The sequence below is a fragment of the Maribacter arcticus genome, from assembly GCF_900167935.1.
GTDB lineage: Bacteria > Bacteroidota > Bacteroidia > Flavobacteriales > Flavobacteriaceae > Maribacter > Maribacter arcticus.
This window is the reverse complement of record NZ_FUYL01000003.1, coordinates 85,774-105,809: the sequence shown is the minus strand read 5'-3', so window position 1 is coordinate 105,809 and position 20,036 is coordinate 85,774. Positions and strand designations below refer to the sequence as shown.

Genomic DNA, 20,036 nt, shown 5'->3' with positions numbered 1-20,036 from the left:
TACAACGGTTAATTTTTTGATAAGCTAATTGGAAAACGATACATTTGCCGAAGTAAAAAAATAATAAACATTTATAATGAATATACCAGCTGAATTAAAGTATACAAAAGACCACGAATGGGTGAAGATTGACGGTGATATTGCAACCGTTGGTATTACAGATTTTGCCCAAGGTGAACTAGGTGATATTGTATATGTCGAAGTAGACACCTTAGATGAAACTTTAGACCGTGAAGCAATTTTTGGAACTGTTGAGGCTGTAAAAACAGTTTCAGATCTATTTTCTCCTTTATCTGGTGAAATAGTTGAATTCAACGAGTCGCTTGAAGATGAACCAGAAAATGTTAATTCTGACCCTTATGGTGCAGGTTGGATGGTTAAAATAAAATTTAGTGATGCCAGTGAATTGGATGATTTATTGAGTGACGCAGCATATAAAGAGATTATAGGTGGGTAAAAACCTTATTTATAAAGTACTATTCATAAGCTGGATGATGTTTGTAACATTTTTCAGCTTATTTTCTTTTTCAGATTTAGATACTTCTAGGTTCGATATTCCGCATATGGATAAGGCGGTTCATTTTACCTTTTATTTTGTAATGGTTTTATTGGCTTTTTTGGCAAGTATCAAGAAGGAGTTGCAAGTAAATGGCATGCTTAAGTTGCTGTGGTACATTGTTTTATTTGCAATAGTTTACGGCATAATTATTGAGGTTATACAACATGTAGCTACTGATAATAGACATGGTGATCCGCTAGACGTATTGGCCAATTCTATCGGAGCTATAGTAGGAATGTTGGTCATACGATTTTTGTTTTTTCGAAAGCCATCGTTAAAATGAAAATATTAATTGCATTTTTATAGATTATTTAGTTAAATTAGCAATCACTAAATTGAATATATATGGAACCTAAAAAGAATCCTAAGGCGGATTTAACGAAGAACAGTAGTCTTTATTTTGTTATCGGATTGTTCGCGGTAATGCTATTTACTTATGTGGCATTTGAGTGGAAGACTTATGATGAAGTCAATGATTATGATATTTCTATGAATGTGGATGACCTTTTAGATGAAGAGGTTCCTATGACCGAACAGATTAAAACTCCACCACCTCCACCGCCACCAGCTGCACCTGAAATTATTGAGGTTGTAGAAGATGAAGAAGAGGTTGAAGAAACGGTAATTGAGTCTACTGAAACTAGTCAAGAAGAAGAAATTGTTGAGGTTGATGATGTAATCGTTGATGAAATTGAAGAGGATGTAGATGTACCTTTCGCTGTAATTGAAGATGTACCAGTTTTTCCAGGTTGTGAAAATGAGAGCGATAAGAGAGCTTGTTTCAATTCAATGATTCAAAAGCATATTGGTAAAAACTTCCGTTACCCAGAAATAGCTCAAGAAATGGGTGTTCAGGGCAGAGTTAGTGTTATGTTCGTTATTCAAAAAGATGGTAGCATCGGTAACATTAGAATGCGTGGTCCAGATAAAAACTTAGAGGCTGAGGCTGCTAGGATTATTGGTAAGCTACCTAAAATGACACCAGGTAAGCAAAGAGGTAGAGCAGTACGTGTACCTTTTAGTATTCCAATTAACTTTAAATTACAATAGTTTATAAAGCTATTTTATAATATAAAAATCCCAAGCTATTAGCTTGGGATTTTTTTGTTTTTAATAGTAATTGCTACTTTTTTAAACTTGTGTAGAATGTACTTCTCAATTTTTCAGGATTGATAAAGCCAGTTCCATAATCAGTGTCATATGTACCAGAAATGGAAGTGTCCGTTTTAATTTGCTCTAATGTTTTTCCTGATTCTATTGCTTTTAAGGTGTTATTTTTAATATCTTCTAACATGGTAATGTAGGTGGTAAGTTCTTTTTTATTTGATGGTCGTCCGTGACCAGGTATTATAACCGTGTTCTCATCGATTAGCATTAAAGCCTTCTTTTGTGCGTTAATATAACCATCAACGCTTCCGCCGTTATCTAAATCAATATAAGGATAGCGTCCTGAAAAGTAAGTGTCACCCATATGTAAGACATTATTTTTCATGAAGTATATCATGGCATCACCATTGGTATGAGCGTTATGTACGTGAAATGCCATAATAGTTTCATCATCTTGATACAGTTTAAGCTCTTCAGAAAAACTTATTTCTGGTAGAATGTCTTTGCTAAGCTCAGGTTTTTCGGTAATTCGCTGCTCTAGGCTCTTTCGAACATTATCTTGGGCGATTAAAGTTGTTGTATTGGTATTGAATTCTGCATTGCCGCCAGTGTGGTCTCCATGCATATGTGTGTTAAATAAATAGGTTACAGGCTGTTTGGTAATGGTTGCTATCGCTTGCTTTATTTTGGGACTTAGCCGTGCAAACTGATCATCAATCATATATGTATTGGTGGTATTTACATAGAGTCCGATATTGCCACCTTGGCCGGTAAGCATATATACTTCATTAGTAAGAGTATCTACAGTAATTGTGACGTTATCTTCTTGGCTCCAAGAAATTGCAGAGATAAGCATAAGTGTCACTAGCGTGAAAATAGATATTAAGTGTTTCATTTTTAAGAGATAAGAAGTTATTTGAGTTACTCTCAAATATACTAGAAATAAAGGTTTAAGGTTGCAGAAATATGACTAGGGGGTTATCTTTGCAGATCTATTTAAATGAAATATGAAAACGGCCGTTAGTTCGACAAAAAGTAATGCACTAGCATTAATTTTTGCTGATTTTAAGGAGATTACCAAAGCTAGATTGGCAATTAGTGTCGTTTTTTCTTCGATTGCTGGGTATTTTTTAGGTGCTTATGAAATTCAATGGTTACAAGTAGTGCTCTTGGCATTTGGCGGTTATTGCATGGTTGGTGCAAGTAACGCGTACAATCAAGTAATAGAAAGAGATTTAGACGCATTAATGAAGCGTACTAAAAATAGGCCTATTCCTACAGGTAGAATTTCGGTTAAGTCAGCTATGACTATGGCAATTGTTTTAACATTGCTCGGTGTATTGGCATTATATCTTTTGAATCCTAAAACGGCAATGTTTGGGGCTATTTCTATATTTCTTTATACCAGTGTGTATACTCCGTTGAAAACTATAACGCCATTAGCGGTATTTGTCGGAGCAATTCCTGGAGCAATTCCATTTATGTTAGGTTGGGTTGCTGCTACTGATGATTTTGGTATTGAGCCAGGAACCTTATTTATGATCCAATTTTTTTGGCAATTCCCTCATTTTTGGGCTTTAGGATGGATGTTAGATGATGATTACCGAAGTGGCGGATTTAAAATGTTGCCAACTGGTAAAAAAGATGCCGCTACTGTACTTCAAATAATCATGTATACGATTTGGATGATGGTAGTATCGGTAATACCTGTTTTTGGTATTACGGGTAGATTGCAATTATCAGTCATAGCGGCAGTAATTGTATTTTTGATGGGAGCTGTGATGTTGGGCTTTGCCTTTAAGTTGTATTCAAAAAGGGACAATGCTTCTGCGAGAAAATTAATGCTAGCAAGCGTCAGTTATATAACTCTGATGCAAATAGTATATGTAATAGATAAATTTTTAGGTTAATATGGATTTGACACAAGGAACAGAGGAAGAGAAAAATGCCAGGGCAAAAAAAATGATGCTGTGGTTTGGTATCGTAAGTTTGTTAATGGGGTTTGCTGGTTGGACCAGTGCGTACATTGTCAGTAGCTCAAGAGAAGATTGGTCTAGTGATGTAGCTTTACCCCAGTTTTTTATATATAGTACTATTGTTATTATCATTAGTAGCTTTTGTTATATGTTGGCGAAAAATGCTATTAAAGAAGGGCAGTCTAGTAAGGGTACTCTTTGGTTATGGATAACTTTCGCGCTTGGTATCGTATTCATAGTACTCCAATTCTCTGGTTTTTCAGAAATGGTAGCGCAAGGATATTATTTTACAGGCCCAACAAGTAGTATAAAAATGTCTTATGTATTTCTTATAGCTATGGTGCATATTGTTCACGTTGTAGCAGGAATGATTTCACTATTGGTCGTATTATATAACCAAAGTAAAGGGAAATATAGTAAAGGAAATTATTTAGGAGTTACCTTAGGGGCAACTTTTTGGCATTTTTTAGATTTGTTATGGGTCTATTTGGTGATATTTATGACCTTTGTTAAATAAAAAGTGTCTGAAAATAAGTTTTGACTCAAATTGCGCTTTTATATAGTTCAAAAAAATGTAAATTTGCTAAAGTTTTATTAAAACGATAATCAGTATATGGATTCTACGGTGACAACGGGAACGGAAACAAGCGTATGGGGTGGAGGCAATCAACCCTTAGGAGCAAGCTACGGCAAGTTAATGATGTGGTTTTTCCTTGTGTCGGATGCGTTAACTTTCTCAGGATTTTTAGCAGCTTACGGCTTTTCAAGATTTAAATTTATAGAAACATGGCCAATTGCCGATGAGGTATTTACCCACGTTCCATTTTTTCATGGTAATTACCCCATGATTTATGTTGCTTTCATGACCTTTATTTTGATTATGTCATCGGTAACGATGGTATTAGCGGTTGATGCTGGTCATAAAATGAAGCAAAATGCAGTTATTTGGTATATGTTCGCTACCATTATTGGAGGTGCAATATTCGTTGGTTCACAAGCATGGGAATGGGGAACTTTTATTAAAGGTGATCATGGCGCTCTAGAAACTAAAGGTGGTAGAATTTTACAATTCGTAAAAGCAGATAGTGGAGAAAGAGCTTCATTGTCAGATTTCGCTGTTTCATTACCAGGTGAAAGAGTCATACACGAAAGAAAGAATGGTCTATGGTTCTTTGATGAACCAACATTAACTAGTTTTTCTTTAGAAGAGGTTGTTGAAGGCTTTAAGGCAGATCCTAATATTTTAATTAGGACAGAATTAATTAATGAAGAAGGGGAGAAAACCCTTTTAGATAGACAAGCTTCATTAGCGAAATTAGCAGATGCATCACAAGTTGTTGAAGGTGCCAACTTAATTCATAATGAGTACGGCAGCAGGTTATTTGCAGATTTTTTCTTCTTTATAACTGGTTTTCACGGTTTTCACGTTTTTTCTGGGGTGATAATTAATATCATCATATTCTTTAATGTTATTCTTGGTACATATGAACGAAGAGGACATTATGAAATGGTTGAGAAAATTGGGTTGTACTGGCACTTTGTAGATTTAGTATGGGTTTTCGTATTTACCTTTTTCTACTTGGTTTAATCTTACTAAAAGATTGAAGAATTGCGATAGATTTATTTAATAGATTATAGTAAAATGGCACACGGACATAAATTAGAAATTTTTAGAGGACTTGTAAAGTTCAAATCTAACACACAGAAAATCTGGGGAGTATTAGTTTTCTTGACTATAATTACAGCTGTAGAAGTTGTTTTAGGTATTATGAAGCCAGAAGCCTTAACAGATACTCATGTATTAGGCATGAAGTTGCTAAACTGGATATTCATTATACTTACCTTGGTTAAAGCGTATTATATTGCTTGGGACTTTATGCACTTACGTGACGAAAAGTCTGCCTTAAGAAGAGCTATTGTTTGGACACCAATATTCTTGGTGTTGTATTTAGTATTTATTCTACTAGTTGAAGCAGATTATATTTACAACGTATATAAAGATGGCTTCGTTAGTTGGAATTTCTAAGCTAGAATTAACAGAATTAAAAGACGGTTTTATAACCGTCTTTTTTATTTTTGTATAGTTTCTATTTTAATAGAAATTCAATCGAGGTTAACTAATTTGACCGATAATTTTTTTTCTTGATTTATGAAAAAGGCCTTTGTTCTTATTGTCTTGTTTGTGCTTCCAATCGTTGCCTATTTATTCTTTGCTTCAGGGGTTAATAACTTTGGTAGATTGCCAGTACTTACTGAAAATGTTGAGGAATTAAATTTTTCCAAAGAAGTAAGGTTCAAAGATAAAATTAGCGTTTTAGGTTTCTTAGGTACAAATGTAGATTCGAGAAAAGGAAACGCATTTAATCTAAACCAAAAGATTTATAAACGATTTCATGAATTTAATGATTTTCAGTTTGTTATGGTCGTACCAATTGGCACTGAGGATAAAGTAGATGAAATTAAAAAGGAGCTTGCAACCTTGTCAGAAATTAATAAGTGGAATTTCGTATTTGCTACTCAAGAAGATATAAAGAACCTTTATTCTAGTCTCAAAACAGATATTCAATTAGATGATAAATTGGGAACTCCCTATGTTTTTATAATTGATAAAGATTTCAAACTTAGGGGTAGGACTAAGGATGAGGATGAAGACACGAAATATGGTTTTAATTCGAATTCTGTTGCTGATTTGAATAATAAAATGATAGATGATGTAAAAATAGTTTTAGCAGAATATCGTCTGGCCTTAAAAAAGAACAAAACTGAAAGAACTGAATAATGAATAAGAAGTATACGTATGTCTGGGTTTCATTAATAGTTCTGATTTTCGGAATAATTGTTATTCCACGAATAGTGGAAAGATTATCATCAAATACAGTCGTAGAAAACGACCGACTTAATGTATCCGTTAAAAATGAGAAATTGGGGTATATTTTATTAGATGGTAAAAAGCGGAAAGTACCTTCTTTTGAATTCATCAATCAAGACAGTGTTTTAGTTAGTGATAAGGACTATTTGGGTAAAGTATATGTGGTAGATTTCTTTTTTACGAGATGCCCTAGTATATGTCCTGTAATGACCACAAACCTTGTCAATGTTCAAAGACAATTTAAAGGAAATAAAAAATTTGGTATTGCTTCATTTAGTATCACTCCAGATTTTGATACACCACAGGTATTAAGAGCCTATGCTGAGAAATATAAAATTCAAAACTCTGGTTGGAATTTATTGACGGGTGATAAGGATGCCGTTTATGAATTAGCAAATGCTGGCTTCAATATATTTGCTGCAGAAATGCCAGATGTTCCAGGTGGTTTTGAACATTCTGGGTTGTTTGCATTAGTAGATAAGGATGGCTTTTTAAGGTCTAGAATAGATGAATTTGGAAATCCTATTGTGTACTATAGAGGTGCTATTTTAGAGAAAGAAGGGGCTAATGATCAGGGCGAGACCGAAGAGATAGGTATTTTAAAAAGTGATATTCAAAAGTTGTTAAAAGAGTAAAGTTTTAAATATGCAAGTGAACGTGTCAGACGAACGAAAATTTAATCGATTGATAACAGTTGTTTCAATTGTTATTCCTGTGGTAGTTGCCATACTTTTTGGGGTTAAAATTCCTAATGTAGAACCATTGTCATTCTTGCCTCCAATCTATGCTACTATAAATGGCGTTACTGCTGTTTTGTTGTTGGTAGCTGTATGGGCAATTAAAAATGGTAATGAGAAACTTCATCAAAATTTAATGACAACGAACATTGTTTTGTCTTTGATGTTTCTGGTAATGTATATTGCATATCATATGACTTCAGATTCCACTTCTTTTGGTGGTGAAGGCGTTATCCGTTATCTATATTTTTTCATCTTAATAACACATATCGTATTATCCATTGCATTAATTCCTCTTGTGTTGCGTACGTATACAATGGCATATTTAAAGAAATTTGAAGATCATAGAGCATTGGCGAAATACACTTTTCCTGTTTGGTTGTATGTTGCTGTTACTGGTGTCGTGGTCTACCTAATGATATCTCCTTATTATGTGTAGTAAACGGACAATAATTATACTTGTAGCGGTGCTAATAGTAGTGCCATTTGATGCTGATGCACAATGTGCTATGTGTAGAGCGGTATTAGAAAGTGAATCGTCGGGTAAAGCTGCCGAGGGTATTAATAACGGTATTGTTTATTTGATGGCTATACCCTATGTTTTGGTCGCTGGCTTATTCTATTTTATCTATAAAAAAATGCGGACATAAACCAATTTTTGTAATTTTCACCTTAATAGTGTAACATTCTTCCGTTTGATTAGTCTTATGATTGTGTAATACTTGTATTGCATTCATCAATCAATCAAATTAATCAATCTCATGTTCGATCTAGAACGTTGGCAGGAAATCTTCGATACTATTCGCAAAAATAAATTGCGCACCTTTCTCACAGGACTTTCCGTGGCTTCAGGAATTTTCATTCTAGTTATTTTATTGGGTTTCGGGCAAGGCATGCAAAATGGTATTGCCAAAGAATTTGAACAGGATGCAGCAACTAGTGTTTGGGTTTGGCCAGGAGTTACCACAATTGAATATAAAGGGATGAACCCTGGTAGGCCTATTCAATTACGAAATGAGAATTATGAGTTTGCAGCAGTTTTATTAGAGGATCAAATAGAGAATAAATCTCCAAGGCTATTCGTGCGAAATTCATTTGTCAATTATGGGAATGAATCTTTAGCATATAATGTACAAGGTGTATCTCATCAATTTCAATTCATAGAAAACGAATTTATTTCGCAAGGTAGATTTTTGAATCAGCAAGATGAGGATACCAAGGCAAAGGTTGCCATTATCAGTAACAAAATAAATCGTGAAGTATTTAAAGAATTAGAGAGCCCCGTTGGAGAGTTTTTAGATATATCTGGGATATCATTTAAAATTGTCGGGGTATACGGTGATATTGGGGGTGAACGTGAAGAAGACCGTATTTATATTCCTATAAGTACCGCCCAACAAGTTTTCAATGGAGCAGATAAATTAAATAACTTGTCTTATACATTACCGCCAGCAGAAGATTTTGAAGCTGCAGTAGCACAATCAATCAAGTTTAAGAATGACCTTAAGTCTTACCTTCAAAAAGCACATACCGTAGCTCCAGATGACACAAGTGCAATTCAGATTTATAATCCTATGGAGGAAGCTAAGCGTTTTTATTCTCTAATGGGTGGAATCAAATTTTTCTTTTGGTTTGTAGGTGTGTGTACTATCATCGCTGGTATTGTTGGAGTAAGTAATATTATGCTAATAGTGGTGAAAGAACGAACTAGAGAAATTGGTATTCGAAAAGCATTGGGAGCTAAACCATGGTCAATTGTTGGAATGATTTTGCACGAGGCTATTTTTATAACTGCAATTGCAGGCTTTAGCGGACTCATATTAAGTATGGGGTTATTGGAGATTGTTGGCCCACATGTTGAAGTAGATTATATTTTAAACCCTTCAGTGAATTTTAATGTTGCGCTCACTACTGTTTTTGTTTTGATTTTCGCAGGTGCTATAGCAGGATTTTTTCCTGCATGGAGAGCCGCGAAAATTCATGTTATTGAGGCTTTAAGAGACGAGTAATTCCTATTTGAAATTGTGTTAGGATTGATTGTTGATTAGTTCAATCCTTAAACTATTAATTAATAAAGTTAAACCATGTTCAGCAAAGACCGTTGGAAGGAAATTTTAGAAGTGTTGTCCAGTAATGTTTTTAGAACACTGGCTACTTCTTTTGGTGTAGGGTGGGGCATCTTCATTCTCATCATACTTCTTGCTGCGGGCAAAGGTTTAGAAAATGGAATACGGGCAGATTTTGGAGATATCGCAACCAATACTATGTTCATGTGGTCAAGAAATACCACAATACCATACAAGGGCCTACCAAAAGGTAGACGCTTTAGTTTTAAGTTAGAAGATGTACAGGCTATAAAAGATAATGTGCCAAATCTCAGGTTTATATCTCCTCGAAATCAATTAGGTGGTTTTGGTGGTGGTAATAATGTCGTGCGCGGCTTAAAAACAGGTGCTTTTAATGTATATGGAGATTACCCACAGATTATTAGGCAAGAACCAATGACCATTACCTCAGGAAGGTTTCTTAATCTAAATGATATTGATGATAATAGAAAAATTGCTGTCATAGGTGATGGAGTTAAAAATGAACTCTACGATAAAGGCGAAGACGTTCTAGGTACCTACATGAAAATTCAAGGGGTAAATTTTATGGTGGTAGGCACTTATAAAAAGAAAAGTAATGATGGCGATGGTGAAGAGGGGCAAAAAGAAATATTTGTACCCTTTACGGCCTTTTCACAAGCATTTAATATGTCTAACGATGTTGGCTGGATGGCAATTACGGCTAAAGACGGTAGTTCAATTTCAAACATGAAGGAAAAAATTGTGGGTGTGGTGAAAGAGAAAAGAAAAATACATCCAGATGATAAGCGTGCGGTAGGCTATTTTGATTTATACGAGCAATTTAATAGGGTAGAAAGTTTGTTCGGTGCATTGCGTTGGGTCGCTTATTTTGTTGGTGTTCTTGTATTATTGTCAGGTATCATAGGGGTAAGTAATATCATGTTGATTGTGATTAAAGAAAGAACTAAAGAAATTGGTATTAGAAGGGCATTGGGAGAAGCGCCTTGGTCTATTAAAAAACAAATTTTAATGGAATCTATATTCTTGACCATTATATCGGGTATGGTCGGAATCATTTTCGGTGCAGCTTTTATTTACGGGGTAAATGCAGTGCTTGATTCTGTGGGTCCAGTAGATATGTTTGTAAACCCCAGTGTAAGTTTGGGTGTGGTGGTAAGCGCATTGGTCATTTTAATATTCTCAGGATTGTTAGCAGGCTTCATACCTGCTCAAAGTGCTATCAAAATAAGACCTATTGAGGCATTAAGAACAGAATAAATTTATCGATTAGAAAAATATATAACCAATCAAAAAAATGAAAAAATCAACAACAATTATCATTTTACTTATTATCGTACTGGCCTTTGGCGGGTCTATGTTTTATTTATATCAAAAGAATGCAGAGGACCCTGTAGTTTATTTAACCGAGGAACCTTCGAAGCAGACAATCATTAAGAAAACAATGGCTACGGGTAGTATACTTCCGTTAGAGGAGGTTTTAATTAAACCAAATATATCTGGGGTAATTGAGGAGGTATTTGTTGAAGGTGGCGATTTTGTGAAATCGGGCGATTTGCTATGTACAATTAAGGTTGTTCCCAATCTTAATGCTTTGAATGATGCAAGAAATACTATTGACGAAACTAAAATTAATTTAGATGATCAACTACGGAATTTGGGCCGCCAAAAAGGACTGTTCGATAAAGGTGTTATATCAAAAGTGGATTTAGAAAGGGCAGAGGTAACTTATAATCAGGCAAAACAATCATATACTGCGGCTAATAAAAGATACGATATTGTTAAAACAGGTACAACTGCAGGGTATGGTAATGCTGCCAATACTCAAATTAGAGCAACGGTTAGCGGTATGGTTCTAGAAGTTCCTGTAGAAGTAGGTAATCAGGTTATTGAAAGTAATAATTTTAATGAAGGAACTACTATTGCAGCGATTGCAGATGTTGATAAAATGATTTTTGAAGGTAAGGTTGATGAGTCTGAAGTTGGTAAAATTAAAGAAGACCTTCCATTAGAAATAACTGTTGGAGCAATTGAAAATAAAGTTTTCGATGCCGTATTGGATTATATAGCTCCTAAAGGAAATGAGGAAAATGGCGCGATACAATTTGAAATTAAAGGAACTCTGAAAAAGCAAGATTCAATATTTATTAGAGCTGGTTTAAGTGCCAATGCATCTATAATACTTGCTCGTGCAGATAGTGTTTTAGCTGTTAAGGAGGCTTTGGTTCAGTTTGATGATAAAACTAAAAAACCGTTCGTAGAAATTGAAATAGGAGAACAACAATTTGAAAGAAGAGAAATAGAACTGGGTATTAGCGATGGTATTCATGTTCAAATAATTTCTGGAATTAAAGAAGGTGAAAAAATAAAAGTTTGGAACGAAGTTAAGCCAGATGAATTGGCTGAAAATTAATTTAAAAAAACACATAAATTCCTGTAACAATTTAAACACTGGTTAGTCTAAAGCATAGACAGTGTAGAAAATTGTCTAAAACAACAACCAACATGATTCAAATTAAAGATCTTCATAAGTCCTATAAAATGGGCAAGAATTCACTTCACGTACTTAAAGGAATAAATTTTAATGTTGAGGAAGGTGAATTAGTAGCTATCATGGGTTCTTCCGGTTCTGGAAAATCTACGTTATTGAATATTTTGGGTATGTTAGATGAATTAGATGAAGGTTCTTACACGTTGGATGGAGTCCCTATAAAAAATTTAAATGAAACCAAGGCTGCACAGTATCGCAATAAATTTTTAGGTTTCGTATTTCAATCATTCAATCTTATTAATTATAAAAGTGCTGCTGAGAATGTTGCTCTGCCATTGTACTATCAAAAAGTGCCTAGAAAGGAACGTCAAGAAAAGGCATTGAAATATTTAGCCCAAGTTGGACTTAAAGAATGGGCTAATCATTTACCTAGCGAACTTTCTGGTGGTCAGAAACAACGTGTTGCAATTGCAAGGGCTATGGCCGCGGAACCTAAAGTGTTATTGGCAGATGAGCCAACGGGTGCTTTAGATAGTACAACTTCTTATGAGGTTATGGATCTAATTCAAAAGATAAATGATCAAGGGAACACGATATTGATTGTTACCCATGAACCTGATATTGCAGACATGTGTAAGCGAATTGTTCATTTAAAGGATGGTGTTATTATAGAGGATAAGAAAATAGAACAAGTTAGAGCTGCAAAATATGTTTAGTAGAGATAATTGGAGAGAAATATTTCAAACCATCCAGAAAAATAAGTTAAGGACTTTTTTATCTGGTTTTACGGTGGCTTTGGGAATTTTAATTTTTGTAGTGTTATTTGGTTTTGGTAATGGCCTTATAAATACCTTCCAATTATTTTTTGAGGATGATGCGCAAAATATAATTACATTTTTTCCAGGGCAAACCACAATGCCGTATAAGGGATATAAATCTGGTCGGCAGATAGAATTTGATAAATCTGATTTATCCGATATTGAAAAAGACTTTCCATTGTTTTTAGAATATGTAACTCCTAGAATTAGTAGGTCTTACTTAACTAAATATAAAAACGAATCTAATAATTATTCTACAAGGGGTGTTGCGCCTTCACATCAATTTGCCGAGAAAACCATTATCATGAAAGGTAGGTATCTAGATCAATTAGATATTCAGAAAAAAACTAAGATTGCGGTAATAGGAAGGTTGGTTGAAAAAGATTTATTCGGTCAAGAAGATGCGATTGGTAATTATATTGACCTAGGTGGTAGTGTTTTTAAAGTAGTAGGTGTGTATCAAGATGATGGTGGTGATGATGAGGAGCGTAGAGTTTATGTGCCCTATACCACATTACAATTGATAGAAAAAAATACAGATAAGGTAGATCAAATTATTGTTGCTTTTCGACCTGAGTTAGGGTACACAGGGGCTATCGCATTAGAAAAAAGTCTTTCCACTTTTTTTAAAGAAAAGAAATTTATTAAACCATCTGATCAAAACGGTATATATATACGAAACGTTGCAGAAGGGTTAAAGCAAACACAACAATTAGCAAGGGTTTTACAGCTAATCGTTTCTTTTGTTGCATTTGGGACTATTATAGCAGGAATTATAGGTATAAGTAATATTATGGTTTTTGTGGTGAAAGAGCGTACTAAGGAATTGGGCATAAGAAAAGCATTAGGGGCAACCCCTAAATCTGTAATAAGTACCATTCTTCTAGAATCTATATTTATAACTACCATATCGGGTGTTGTAGGTATGATAATAGGTATAGCTATTTTAAGTTCTTTAGATAAAACTTTAGAAGACTTCTTTATTACTAACCCTTACATAGATTTGCCAGTTGCAATATTTGCAACTGTCGTACTAATAATTTTTGGCGGCGTTGCAGGGTATATTCCGGCAAAAAGAGCGGCACGTATTAAACCTATTGTAGCACTAAGAGACGAATAATATGGGATTTTTATTTGATAGAAATACATGGCAAGAGATTTTTGGTTCAATTAGTAAGAATAGAACCAGAACAATTATTACCGTTATTGGTGTGCTTTGGGGCATATTCATATACATAGCGCTATCTGGAGCGGCAAAAGGCTTGGACAATGGTTTTGACAAGGTTTTTAAAACTGTGGCTATCAATAGTATGTTCGTATGGGCTCAAAGTACCAGCATGCCGTATGACGGTTTTAAAACCGGTAGGCCTCTTCAATTAAAATTAGAAGATGTTAAAACTATACAAAATAGAATTCCTGAAGTTCAATATATAGCACCAAGAATTACTCAAGGTCAATTTGGATCAGAACCTGTATATACTGTTCGTGGTCAAAAATATGGTAGTTATGTTTTAAATGGAGATTATCCTATTTACACTAAAATATCTACAAAAAAAATATATGATGGAGGTAGATTCATCAATCAAGAAGATATAGATCAAGCTAGAAAAGTAATTGTAATTGGAGAGCGGGTTGAACAAGAACTGTATAATAAAGATGAGAACCCTGTAGGAACTTGGATTAGGGTTGGTAGCGTTTATTTTCAAGTAATAGGAGTGCATAAACTTGCACAAGGGGTGAGTTTTGATTCTGATAGCGCTATGTTTATACCCTTTACTACATATCAAAAACTTTATAATTCTGGCGATAATATTGGTTATATGTGTATTGCTGCCTATGATGATGTTGATGTAGTACAGGTAGAAAAAGATATTAAAACCTTACTGAGAAATATTCATAGAGTAGATCCTAAAGATGAACGTGCGTTTGGTTCTTTCAATTTAGGAGAGGCATTTTCTAAAACAATGGGTTTTGCCGACGGACTAACATTTATGTCTCTTGTAGTGGGTATTGCTACAATTTTAGCTGGGGTAATTGGTATTGGTAACATATTGCTGATTTCTGTAAAAGAGCGTACAAAGGAACTAGGAGTACGAAGGGCTCTAGGGGCAACACCAGCGGAAGTTAGAAATCAGATTGTTATGGAATCAGTTTTTTTAACAGTAATAGCTGGTATTCTAGGAATCATATTAGGAGCAGGTGTACTAGCACTCATTAATTCATTAACTAAGGATATAGATTTTCCATATACAAACCCAACGGTTCCAATTCCTTATGTGATAGGAGCCCTGGTCATTATGGTCGTATTGGGCACTTTGATAGGGTTAATTCCTGCACAGAGAGCAGTTAGTATACGACCTATTGAAGCTTTAAGAGAAGAATAATTTATAACAATAACCAAATATTAAACGATAAACATCTATTAAAATGAACAAATTTGTAAAATATACATTAATTGGCCTAGTAGTTCTTGGGGCTTTGTGGGCGGCAGTATTTTTTATCAAAAGTAACAGTAAATCATCCATTACCTATGAGACTTCCAATCCCTTTATTGCGAATATTGAGAAGAAAACGGTTGCTACAGGAAAGTTGATTCCTGAAGATGAAATTGAGATTAAACCACAAATTTCAGGAATTATTGAAAAAATTTATCTTGAAGAAGGTGTTGAAGTTAAAGCTGGTGATTTAATTGCTCTCATAAAAGTTGTTCCTAACGAGCAATCATTAAATCAAGCAAAAGGTAGAGTGAATAGTGCCAACATATCGCTAAGCAACGTTAAAATAGAATACGATAGAAATAAAACTCTTTTCGACAAAGGAGTTATTTCTAGTCAAAATTTTAACGATTTAAAGTTGCGTTTTGACCAAGCACAGCAAGAATTACAAAATGCACAGGCAGATTATCAGATTATTCGAGTAGGATCATCAGGAGGGTCTTCAAGCGCAAATACGAATATTCGAGCTACTGTTGATGGTACTATTCTAGAAATCCCTGTAGAAGTGGGTGATCAAGTTATTCAAAGTAACACTTTTAATGATGGGACAACGATTGCGACTATCGCAGATTTGAGTAAAATGATATTTGAAGGAAAAGTTGATGAGGGCGAAGTAGGAAAATTAAAAGTTGGCGCACCACTAAAAATAAATTTAGGTGCTGTAGAAGGAAAAGAGTTGAATGCAAAATTACGATTTATAGCACCAAAAGGTATTGAGGAGACTGGTGCGGTTCAATTTAAGATTGAAGGAGATGTAGAAAATTCAGAAGATATTTTTATCCGTGCGGGGTATAGCGCTAATGCATCTTTGGTATTAGAAAGAAAAGATAGTGTTTTGGTGATTTCAGAAGCGTTGCTACAGTTCGATAGACAAACAGATAAACCTTATGTTGAGGTGTTGGTTGGTTCTGCCGAGGAACAAAAATTTGAACGTAAGGATATAGAAATAGGAATATCTGATGGAATTAATGTTGAGATTATTTCTGGGTTAACGAAAGATGATAAGGTTAAACAATGGAACAAAACCGAACCTATTAAAAAAGGTGACGAGAAAGATGCTGAAAACGAATCGGTAGAATAAAGAATCAATCAAAATACAAATCAAAACAATCAAAAAATGAAATTTAAAATAACCGTCTTTATATTTTTGTTTGGCATGATGATTACCATGGCACAACAAAAGAAATGGACTTTGGAAGAATGCGTATTCTATGCTGTCGAGAACAACCTTACGGTTGAACAATTCGAATTGGATTTAGAAAATGCAAATATTGATCAGTCTGATGCGTTGGGTAATATGTTGCCTACGTTAAATGCTTCTTCAAGTGCATCAAAAAATGTTGGTTTTACGATTGTTAGTACCTCTAACCAGCCTGTTGCAGGTAATCAATCTACTGTTAGTGTTGGTGGAAATATTAGTTCTAATATTACGCTATACAACGGGTTAAGAAATTTTAAGCAATTACAACGTGCCAAATTAAATGCAATTAGTAATCAGTATAGATTAGATAATCTGAAAGATGATATAAAGTTGAGTGTTGCTAATAATTATCTTCAAATCTTATCTAATAAAGAAGCCTTGGCAGTTTCAAGAGCACAATATGCTATTACAGAACAAGATTTAAAACGAACAAAAGAATTGGTTGAAGCTGGTGTAGTTCCTAAAGGAGATTTACTTGATTTAGAGGCAACTGCTGCTGGGCAAGAACAACAAATGGTCAATAATGAAAGCTTGGTGTTGATTTCAAGAATAAACCTGGCTCAACTTTTGCAAATAACGGATTACGATAATTTTAATATTGCGGATGAATCTTTCGAAATTCCACCATCGGATATATTGAATAATTCTGCTAAAACAATTTTTGCGAAAGCATTAGAATTTAGAAATGATATTAAATTTTCTAAATCTACTGTAGACTTAGCGGAGAAAGATTTAGAGATTGCAAAAGGCGCTTATGCCCCAACCTTAACTGGATTTTTTCAATATGGAGCAAGATATTCTGATGCTACTCAACCTTTACCGGATGGAGCTGGGGGTGTATTTACACCTGGATTCATAGACCAACTTTGGATTTTTGATGGAATCTCTTATGGGGCACAATTAAATGTACCGATTTTTAATGGTTGGAGTACCCGTAATAGTGTACAACGTTCACGTATAAATTTAGAAAAATCTAAACTTCAGTTTGAACAAGACAAGTTAGATTTGGAAACAACCGTTAACCAAAGGTATGTTGATGTTACAACGTTTGCAAAAGCATACTATGCCGCTGAAAAAACTTTAGAGGCTAGAAGATTGGCTTACGATTATGCAAAAGAACGTTTCGATGTAGGGCTAATGAATTCATTTATTTTCAGTCAAGCGCAGTCGAGGGTTGACAATGCAGAGGCTGATGTAATTCGTACTAAATATGATTATATCTTTAGATTAAAAATATTGGAATTCTATTTCGGTATCCCTATTTCTTTAGATTAGTCGAATCAATTATAATTTAAAGGCCTGTAACATTTTAATGTGTACAGGCTTTTTCATTTTATAGTAAGTAATACCTTTGCATCATGGGCGTAATATTAAATCTTGAAACATCATCTACAAATTGCTCGGTATGCTTGGCGAAAGACGGAGTTATACTGGCGATGAAAGAATTAAATTCTGAAAACTATTCTCATGCTGAAAAACTTCACGTATTTATTGAAGAGGTAATGAATGAAGCTGCTTTGAAAATGCAAGATTTAGAGGCTATAGCAGTGAGTAAAGGACCAGGTTCTTATACGGGATTAAGAATTGGAGTTTCTGCTGCAAAAGGCTTGTGTTATGCTATGGATGTGCCGCTTGTTTCTGTTTCTACATTAAAAAGTATGGCCTCTCAATTAAAGAGTGTTGACGAAGATGCTCTAGTAATTCCAGTTTTAGATGCTAGACGTATGGAAGTGTATTCTGCGGTTTTTGATAACCATCTTAATCAAGTAAGGGAGACGAAGGCAGAAATTATAGATGAACAATCATTTGAAGCGTATATTGGCTCAACTTCTGTTCATTTTCTGGGAAGTGGTGCCGAGAAGATTAAAGGAATTTTTAATTCTGACAATCTTACGTTTCACCTTGATGTTGTACCATCGGCAAAAGAAATGGCATTGATATCATTCGATAAATTTAAAAACAAAGATTTTGAGGATGTTGCTTATTTCGAGCCTTATTATTTAAAGGACTTTGTTCTACAAACAAAGAAGGATAAGTAATAAATAAAAAACTTATAACGTTTTATTATCCATTTCCTGGGTATTGTAAAAGTTTATCAATATGATAATATCACTTTCTGAGCGCATATTCAATTCATTTTTCTTAATAAATTGTTTCAATACTTCAGAACTATCATTTAAAAAACTTAGAATTTTTCTTTTTGACAGTTTAGTTTCAATTGCGGGTTCATCACCTTTTTGCATATAATACATTGAAATATCTTGATACTTTGCAGGTTTAAATGTATCGTACCCGTTTTCTGGATTTTCGGCTTGTGTAAATATTTTCTTAGGTTTTATTAAAAGTCTGACATATCCTTCATTTAGAGGGTTGAAATACCCCAATTTATTTTCACCTGTTTCGCGATACTCCCTAACCATATAAATTGTACCATCTATATCGGCGACAATGTTGCTTCTTCTCAACAAAGTTCTTGCTATATCATTTTCATTTTTTATTTCAATTGCATCACGGTATGCATCATATCTCATTAAAGCATCACTTGTATGTTTACCATTAATTATAGTTTTTCCTTTTTTAAAAATCTCATTTATATATGGCGAACCCTCAATAGGTACTTCAAAAAAAGACATTCCCATTTGCGCAGGAGTCATTAGACCACTTGACCTTCCAATGGTCTGTACCCCCTGGGAAAAACAGATATTGGAAACAAAAAAAATAAAAATTAAAAGCTTGTTCATAACCATTGATTTTACTTTAATATAATAAATAATAAATTGAAAATCAATTAATTACAAAAAAAAATCCTCTAGTGATTAAGGATTTTAGTTTACTGTTATAAGAAATTTTAATTTTTCATTTGGGTAATTACACGTTGTGGGAATGGTATTTCAATACCGGCAGCATCAAAGCGATATTTTGTTTCTTCCAAAACATGAAAATGCGCAGCCCAAAAATCTGGATTATTTACCCAAAAACGAAGGGTCAAATTCACCGAACTATCTGCCAATTCGCCAACATATACTTCAGGAATAGGCTCTTTAAGTATGGTCGCGCTGTCATTACATATCGCCAATAATATATCTTTGGCTTGTTTTATGTTAGAACCATACCCTATACCCACATCAATTTTATCTCTTCTGGTATCTAATGCATTGTAATTAATAATGGTGTTGTTAGAAAGTTGACCATTTGGAATGACAGCAACCTGATTTCCGAAAGTGCTTAATTTTGTAGTGAAAATAGAGATCTCCTTTACGGTACCATCTACACCTTGAGCGGAAATCCAATCCCCTATTTTAAAAGGTTTGAATATTAATATTAATACACCACCCGCAAAATTGGCTAATGATCCTTGTAGCGCTAAACCAATTGCTAGCCCTGCAGAAGCGAGTACTGCAACTAAAGAAGTTGTTTGAACGCCTAATTGGGTGATTACAAGTACAAAAAGTATCATTTTCAACGCTATATTGATAAAGCTTTGCAGAAATGATTCCAAGGCTAAATCATAGTCTTTCTTTAAAAAGAATTTGTGTACCATTTTATTAATGAAACGTATGACGTATGTACCTGCAAATAAAAGAAAGAGCGCAATTACTAAATTGGGCAATACGGCCCACATCCAATCTAATGCCTTGTCTGCATGTTCTTGAAGGTTCAAAATTTTATCCATATTCACTATTATTTTTATTCTTTACT

23 protein-coding genes are annotated in these 20,036 nt (G+C 34.3%); 20 read left to right on the top strand and 3 right to left on the bottom strand.

Features of this window, described 5'->3' with window-relative positions:
• Window positions 1–76: 76 nt before the first annotated feature.
• The 3 genes from gcvH to B5X55_RS05900 all read left to right on the top strand — a co-directional run bounded on the left by gcvH (window position 77) and on the right by B5X55_RS05900 (window position 1,609).
• Window positions 77–457: a glycine cleavage system protein GcvH gene (gcvH, locus tag B5X55_RS05910; RefSeq protein ID WP_079511693.1), complete on the top strand. Its 381-nt coding sequence runs from the start codon at window positions 77–79 to the stop codon at window positions 455–457.
• Entirely contained in the window at window positions 450–842 is a 393-nt protein-coding gene (locus B5X55_RS05905) for a VanZ family protein (protein WP_143814420.1), read from the top strand. Before gcvH ends, B5X55_RS05905 begins: the two co-directional genes overlap by 8 nt.
• 62 nt (window positions 843–904) lie before the next feature.
• Window positions 905–1,609, top strand: a complete 705-nt coding sequence (locus B5X55_RS05900) for an energy transducer TonB (protein ID WP_079511691.1) — start codon at window positions 905–907, stop codon at window positions 1,607–1,609.
• 73 nt (window positions 1,610–1,682) lie between these two features.
• On the opposite strand, the gene B5X55_RS05895 is transcribed toward B5X55_RS05900, so the two are convergent.
• Window positions 1,683–2,561, bottom strand: coding sequence for an MBL fold metallo-hydrolase (locus B5X55_RS05895; protein WP_143814419.1), 879 nt, complete (start codon window positions 2,559–2,561; stop codon window positions 1,683–1,685).
• 112 nt (window positions 2,562–2,673) lie between these two features.
• Here B5X55_RS05895 and cyoE point away from each other — a divergent pair, with 112 nt between their 5' ends.
• The 17 genes from cyoE to tsaB all read left to right on the top strand — a co-directional run bounded on the left by cyoE (window position 2,674) and on the right by tsaB (window position 18,376).
• Window positions 2,674–3,576, top strand: a complete 903-nt coding sequence (gene cyoE, locus B5X55_RS05890) for a heme o synthase (protein ID WP_079511690.1) — start codon at window positions 2,674–2,676, stop codon at window positions 3,574–3,576.
• Window position 3,577: 1 nt separating this feature from the next.
• Window positions 3,578–4,159: a cytochrome c oxidase subunit 3 gene (locus B5X55_RS05885; RefSeq protein WP_079511689.1), complete on the top strand. Its 582-nt coding sequence runs from the start codon at window positions 3,578–3,580 to the stop codon at window positions 4,157–4,159.
• Window positions 4,160–4,255: 96 nt separating this feature from the next.
• The gene (locus B5X55_RS05880) at window positions 4,256–5,230 is read left to right on the top strand and encodes a cytochrome c oxidase subunit 3 (protein WP_079511688.1); all 975 of its coding nucleotides are present in this window, start codon (window positions 4,256–4,258) and stop codon (window positions 5,228–5,230) included.
• A 54-nt stretch (window positions 5,231–5,284) separates the two neighbouring features.
• On the top strand, window positions 5,285–5,668 hold the full coding sequence (locus tag B5X55_RS05875; protein WP_079511687.1) for a cytochrome C oxidase subunit IV family protein: 384 nt from the start codon (window positions 5,285–5,287) through the stop codon (window positions 5,666–5,668).
• Between the two features lie 123 nt (window positions 5,669–5,791).
• A complete protein-coding gene (locus B5X55_RS05870; RefSeq protein ID WP_079511686.1) occupies window positions 5,792–6,421 on the top strand; it encodes a hypothetical protein in 630 nt (209 codons plus the stop codon).
• A complete protein-coding gene (locus B5X55_RS05865; RefSeq protein ID WP_079511685.1) occupies window positions 6,421–7,146 on the top strand; it encodes an SCO family protein in 726 nt (241 codons plus the stop codon). Before B5X55_RS05870 ends, B5X55_RS05865 begins: the two co-directional genes overlap by 1 nt.
• 10 nt (window positions 7,147–7,156) lie before the next feature.
• Window positions 7,157–7,687, top strand: a complete 531-nt coding sequence (locus B5X55_RS05860; RefSeq protein WP_079511684.1) for a DUF420 domain-containing protein — start codon at window positions 7,157–7,159, stop codon at window positions 7,685–7,687.
• Complete coding sequence (locus B5X55_RS05855) at window positions 7,680–7,898, top strand: CAMCR motif-containing small membrane protein (RefSeq protein WP_079511683.1); 219 nt, start codon at window positions 7,680–7,682, stop codon at window positions 7,896–7,898. Before B5X55_RS05860 ends, B5X55_RS05855 begins: the two co-directional genes overlap by 8 nt.
• Window positions 7,899–8,009: 111 nt before the next feature.
• Window positions 8,010–9,257: an ABC transporter permease gene (locus B5X55_RS05850; protein WP_079511682.1), complete on the top strand. Its 1,248-nt coding sequence runs from the start codon at window positions 8,010–8,012 to the stop codon at window positions 9,255–9,257.
• 75 nt (window positions 9,258–9,332) lie between these two features.
• A complete protein-coding gene (locus B5X55_RS05845; protein ID WP_079511681.1) occupies window positions 9,333–10,592 on the top strand; it encodes an ABC transporter permease in 1,260 nt (419 codons plus the stop codon).
• A 37-nt stretch (window positions 10,593–10,629) separates the two neighbouring features.
• Window positions 10,630–11,745 carry an efflux RND transporter periplasmic adaptor subunit gene (locus B5X55_RS05840; protein ID WP_079511680.1) on the top strand — a complete coding sequence of 372 codons (1,116 nt, stop codon included), beginning with the start codon at window positions 10,630–10,632 and terminating at the stop codon, window positions 11,743–11,745.
• Between the two features lie 92 nt (window positions 11,746–11,837).
• Window positions 11,838–12,539: an ABC transporter ATP-binding protein gene (locus B5X55_RS05835; RefSeq protein WP_079511679.1), complete on the top strand. Its 702-nt coding sequence runs from the start codon at window positions 11,838–11,840 to the stop codon at window positions 12,537–12,539.
• On the top strand, window positions 12,532–13,761 hold the full coding sequence (locus tag B5X55_RS05830) for an ABC transporter permease (protein WP_079511678.1): 1,230 nt from the start codon (window positions 12,532–12,534) through the stop codon (window positions 13,759–13,761). Before B5X55_RS05835 ends, B5X55_RS05830 begins: the two co-directional genes overlap by 8 nt.
• A gap of 1 nt (window position 13,762) precedes the next feature.
• The gene (locus B5X55_RS05825) at window positions 13,763–15,025 is read left to right on the top strand and encodes an ABC transporter permease (RefSeq protein WP_079511677.1); all 1,263 of its coding nucleotides are present in this window, start codon (window positions 13,763–13,765) and stop codon (window positions 15,023–15,025) included.
• 43 nt (window positions 15,026–15,068) lie between these two features.
• On the top strand, window positions 15,069–16,217 hold the full coding sequence (locus B5X55_RS05820; protein WP_079511676.1) for an efflux RND transporter periplasmic adaptor subunit: 1,149 nt from the start codon (window positions 15,069–15,071) through the stop codon (window positions 16,215–16,217).
• Between the two features lie 36 nt (window positions 16,218–16,253).
• The gene (locus B5X55_RS05815) at window positions 16,254–17,612 is read left to right on the top strand and encodes a TolC family protein (protein ID WP_079511675.1); all 1,359 of its coding nucleotides are present in this window, start codon (window positions 16,254–16,256) and stop codon (window positions 17,610–17,612) included.
• An 83-nt stretch (window positions 17,613–17,695) separates the two neighbouring features.
• Complete coding sequence (tsaB, locus tag B5X55_RS05810) at window positions 17,696–18,376, top strand: tRNA (adenosine(37)-N6)-threonylcarbamoyltransferase complex dimerization subunit type 1 TsaB (RefSeq protein WP_079511674.1); 681 nt, start codon at window positions 17,696–17,698, stop codon at window positions 18,374–18,376.
• A gap of 12 nt (window positions 18,377–18,388) precedes the next feature.
• Here the strand turns inward: tsaB and B5X55_RS05805 are convergent, their stop codons facing one another.
• Both B5X55_RS05805 and B5X55_RS05800 read right to left on the bottom strand, forming a co-directional pair.
• Window positions 18,389–19,078: a hypothetical protein gene (locus tag B5X55_RS05805; protein WP_143814418.1), complete on the bottom strand. Its 690-nt coding sequence runs from the start codon at window positions 19,076–19,078 to the stop codon at window positions 18,389–18,391.
• A gap of 107 nt (window positions 19,079–19,185) precedes the next feature.
• On the bottom strand, window positions 19,186–20,010 hold the full coding sequence (locus B5X55_RS05800) for a mechanosensitive ion channel family protein (RefSeq protein ID WP_079511672.1): 825 nt from the start codon (window positions 20,008–20,010) through the stop codon (window positions 19,186–19,188).
• Window positions 20,011–20,036: the final 26 nt, after the last annotated feature.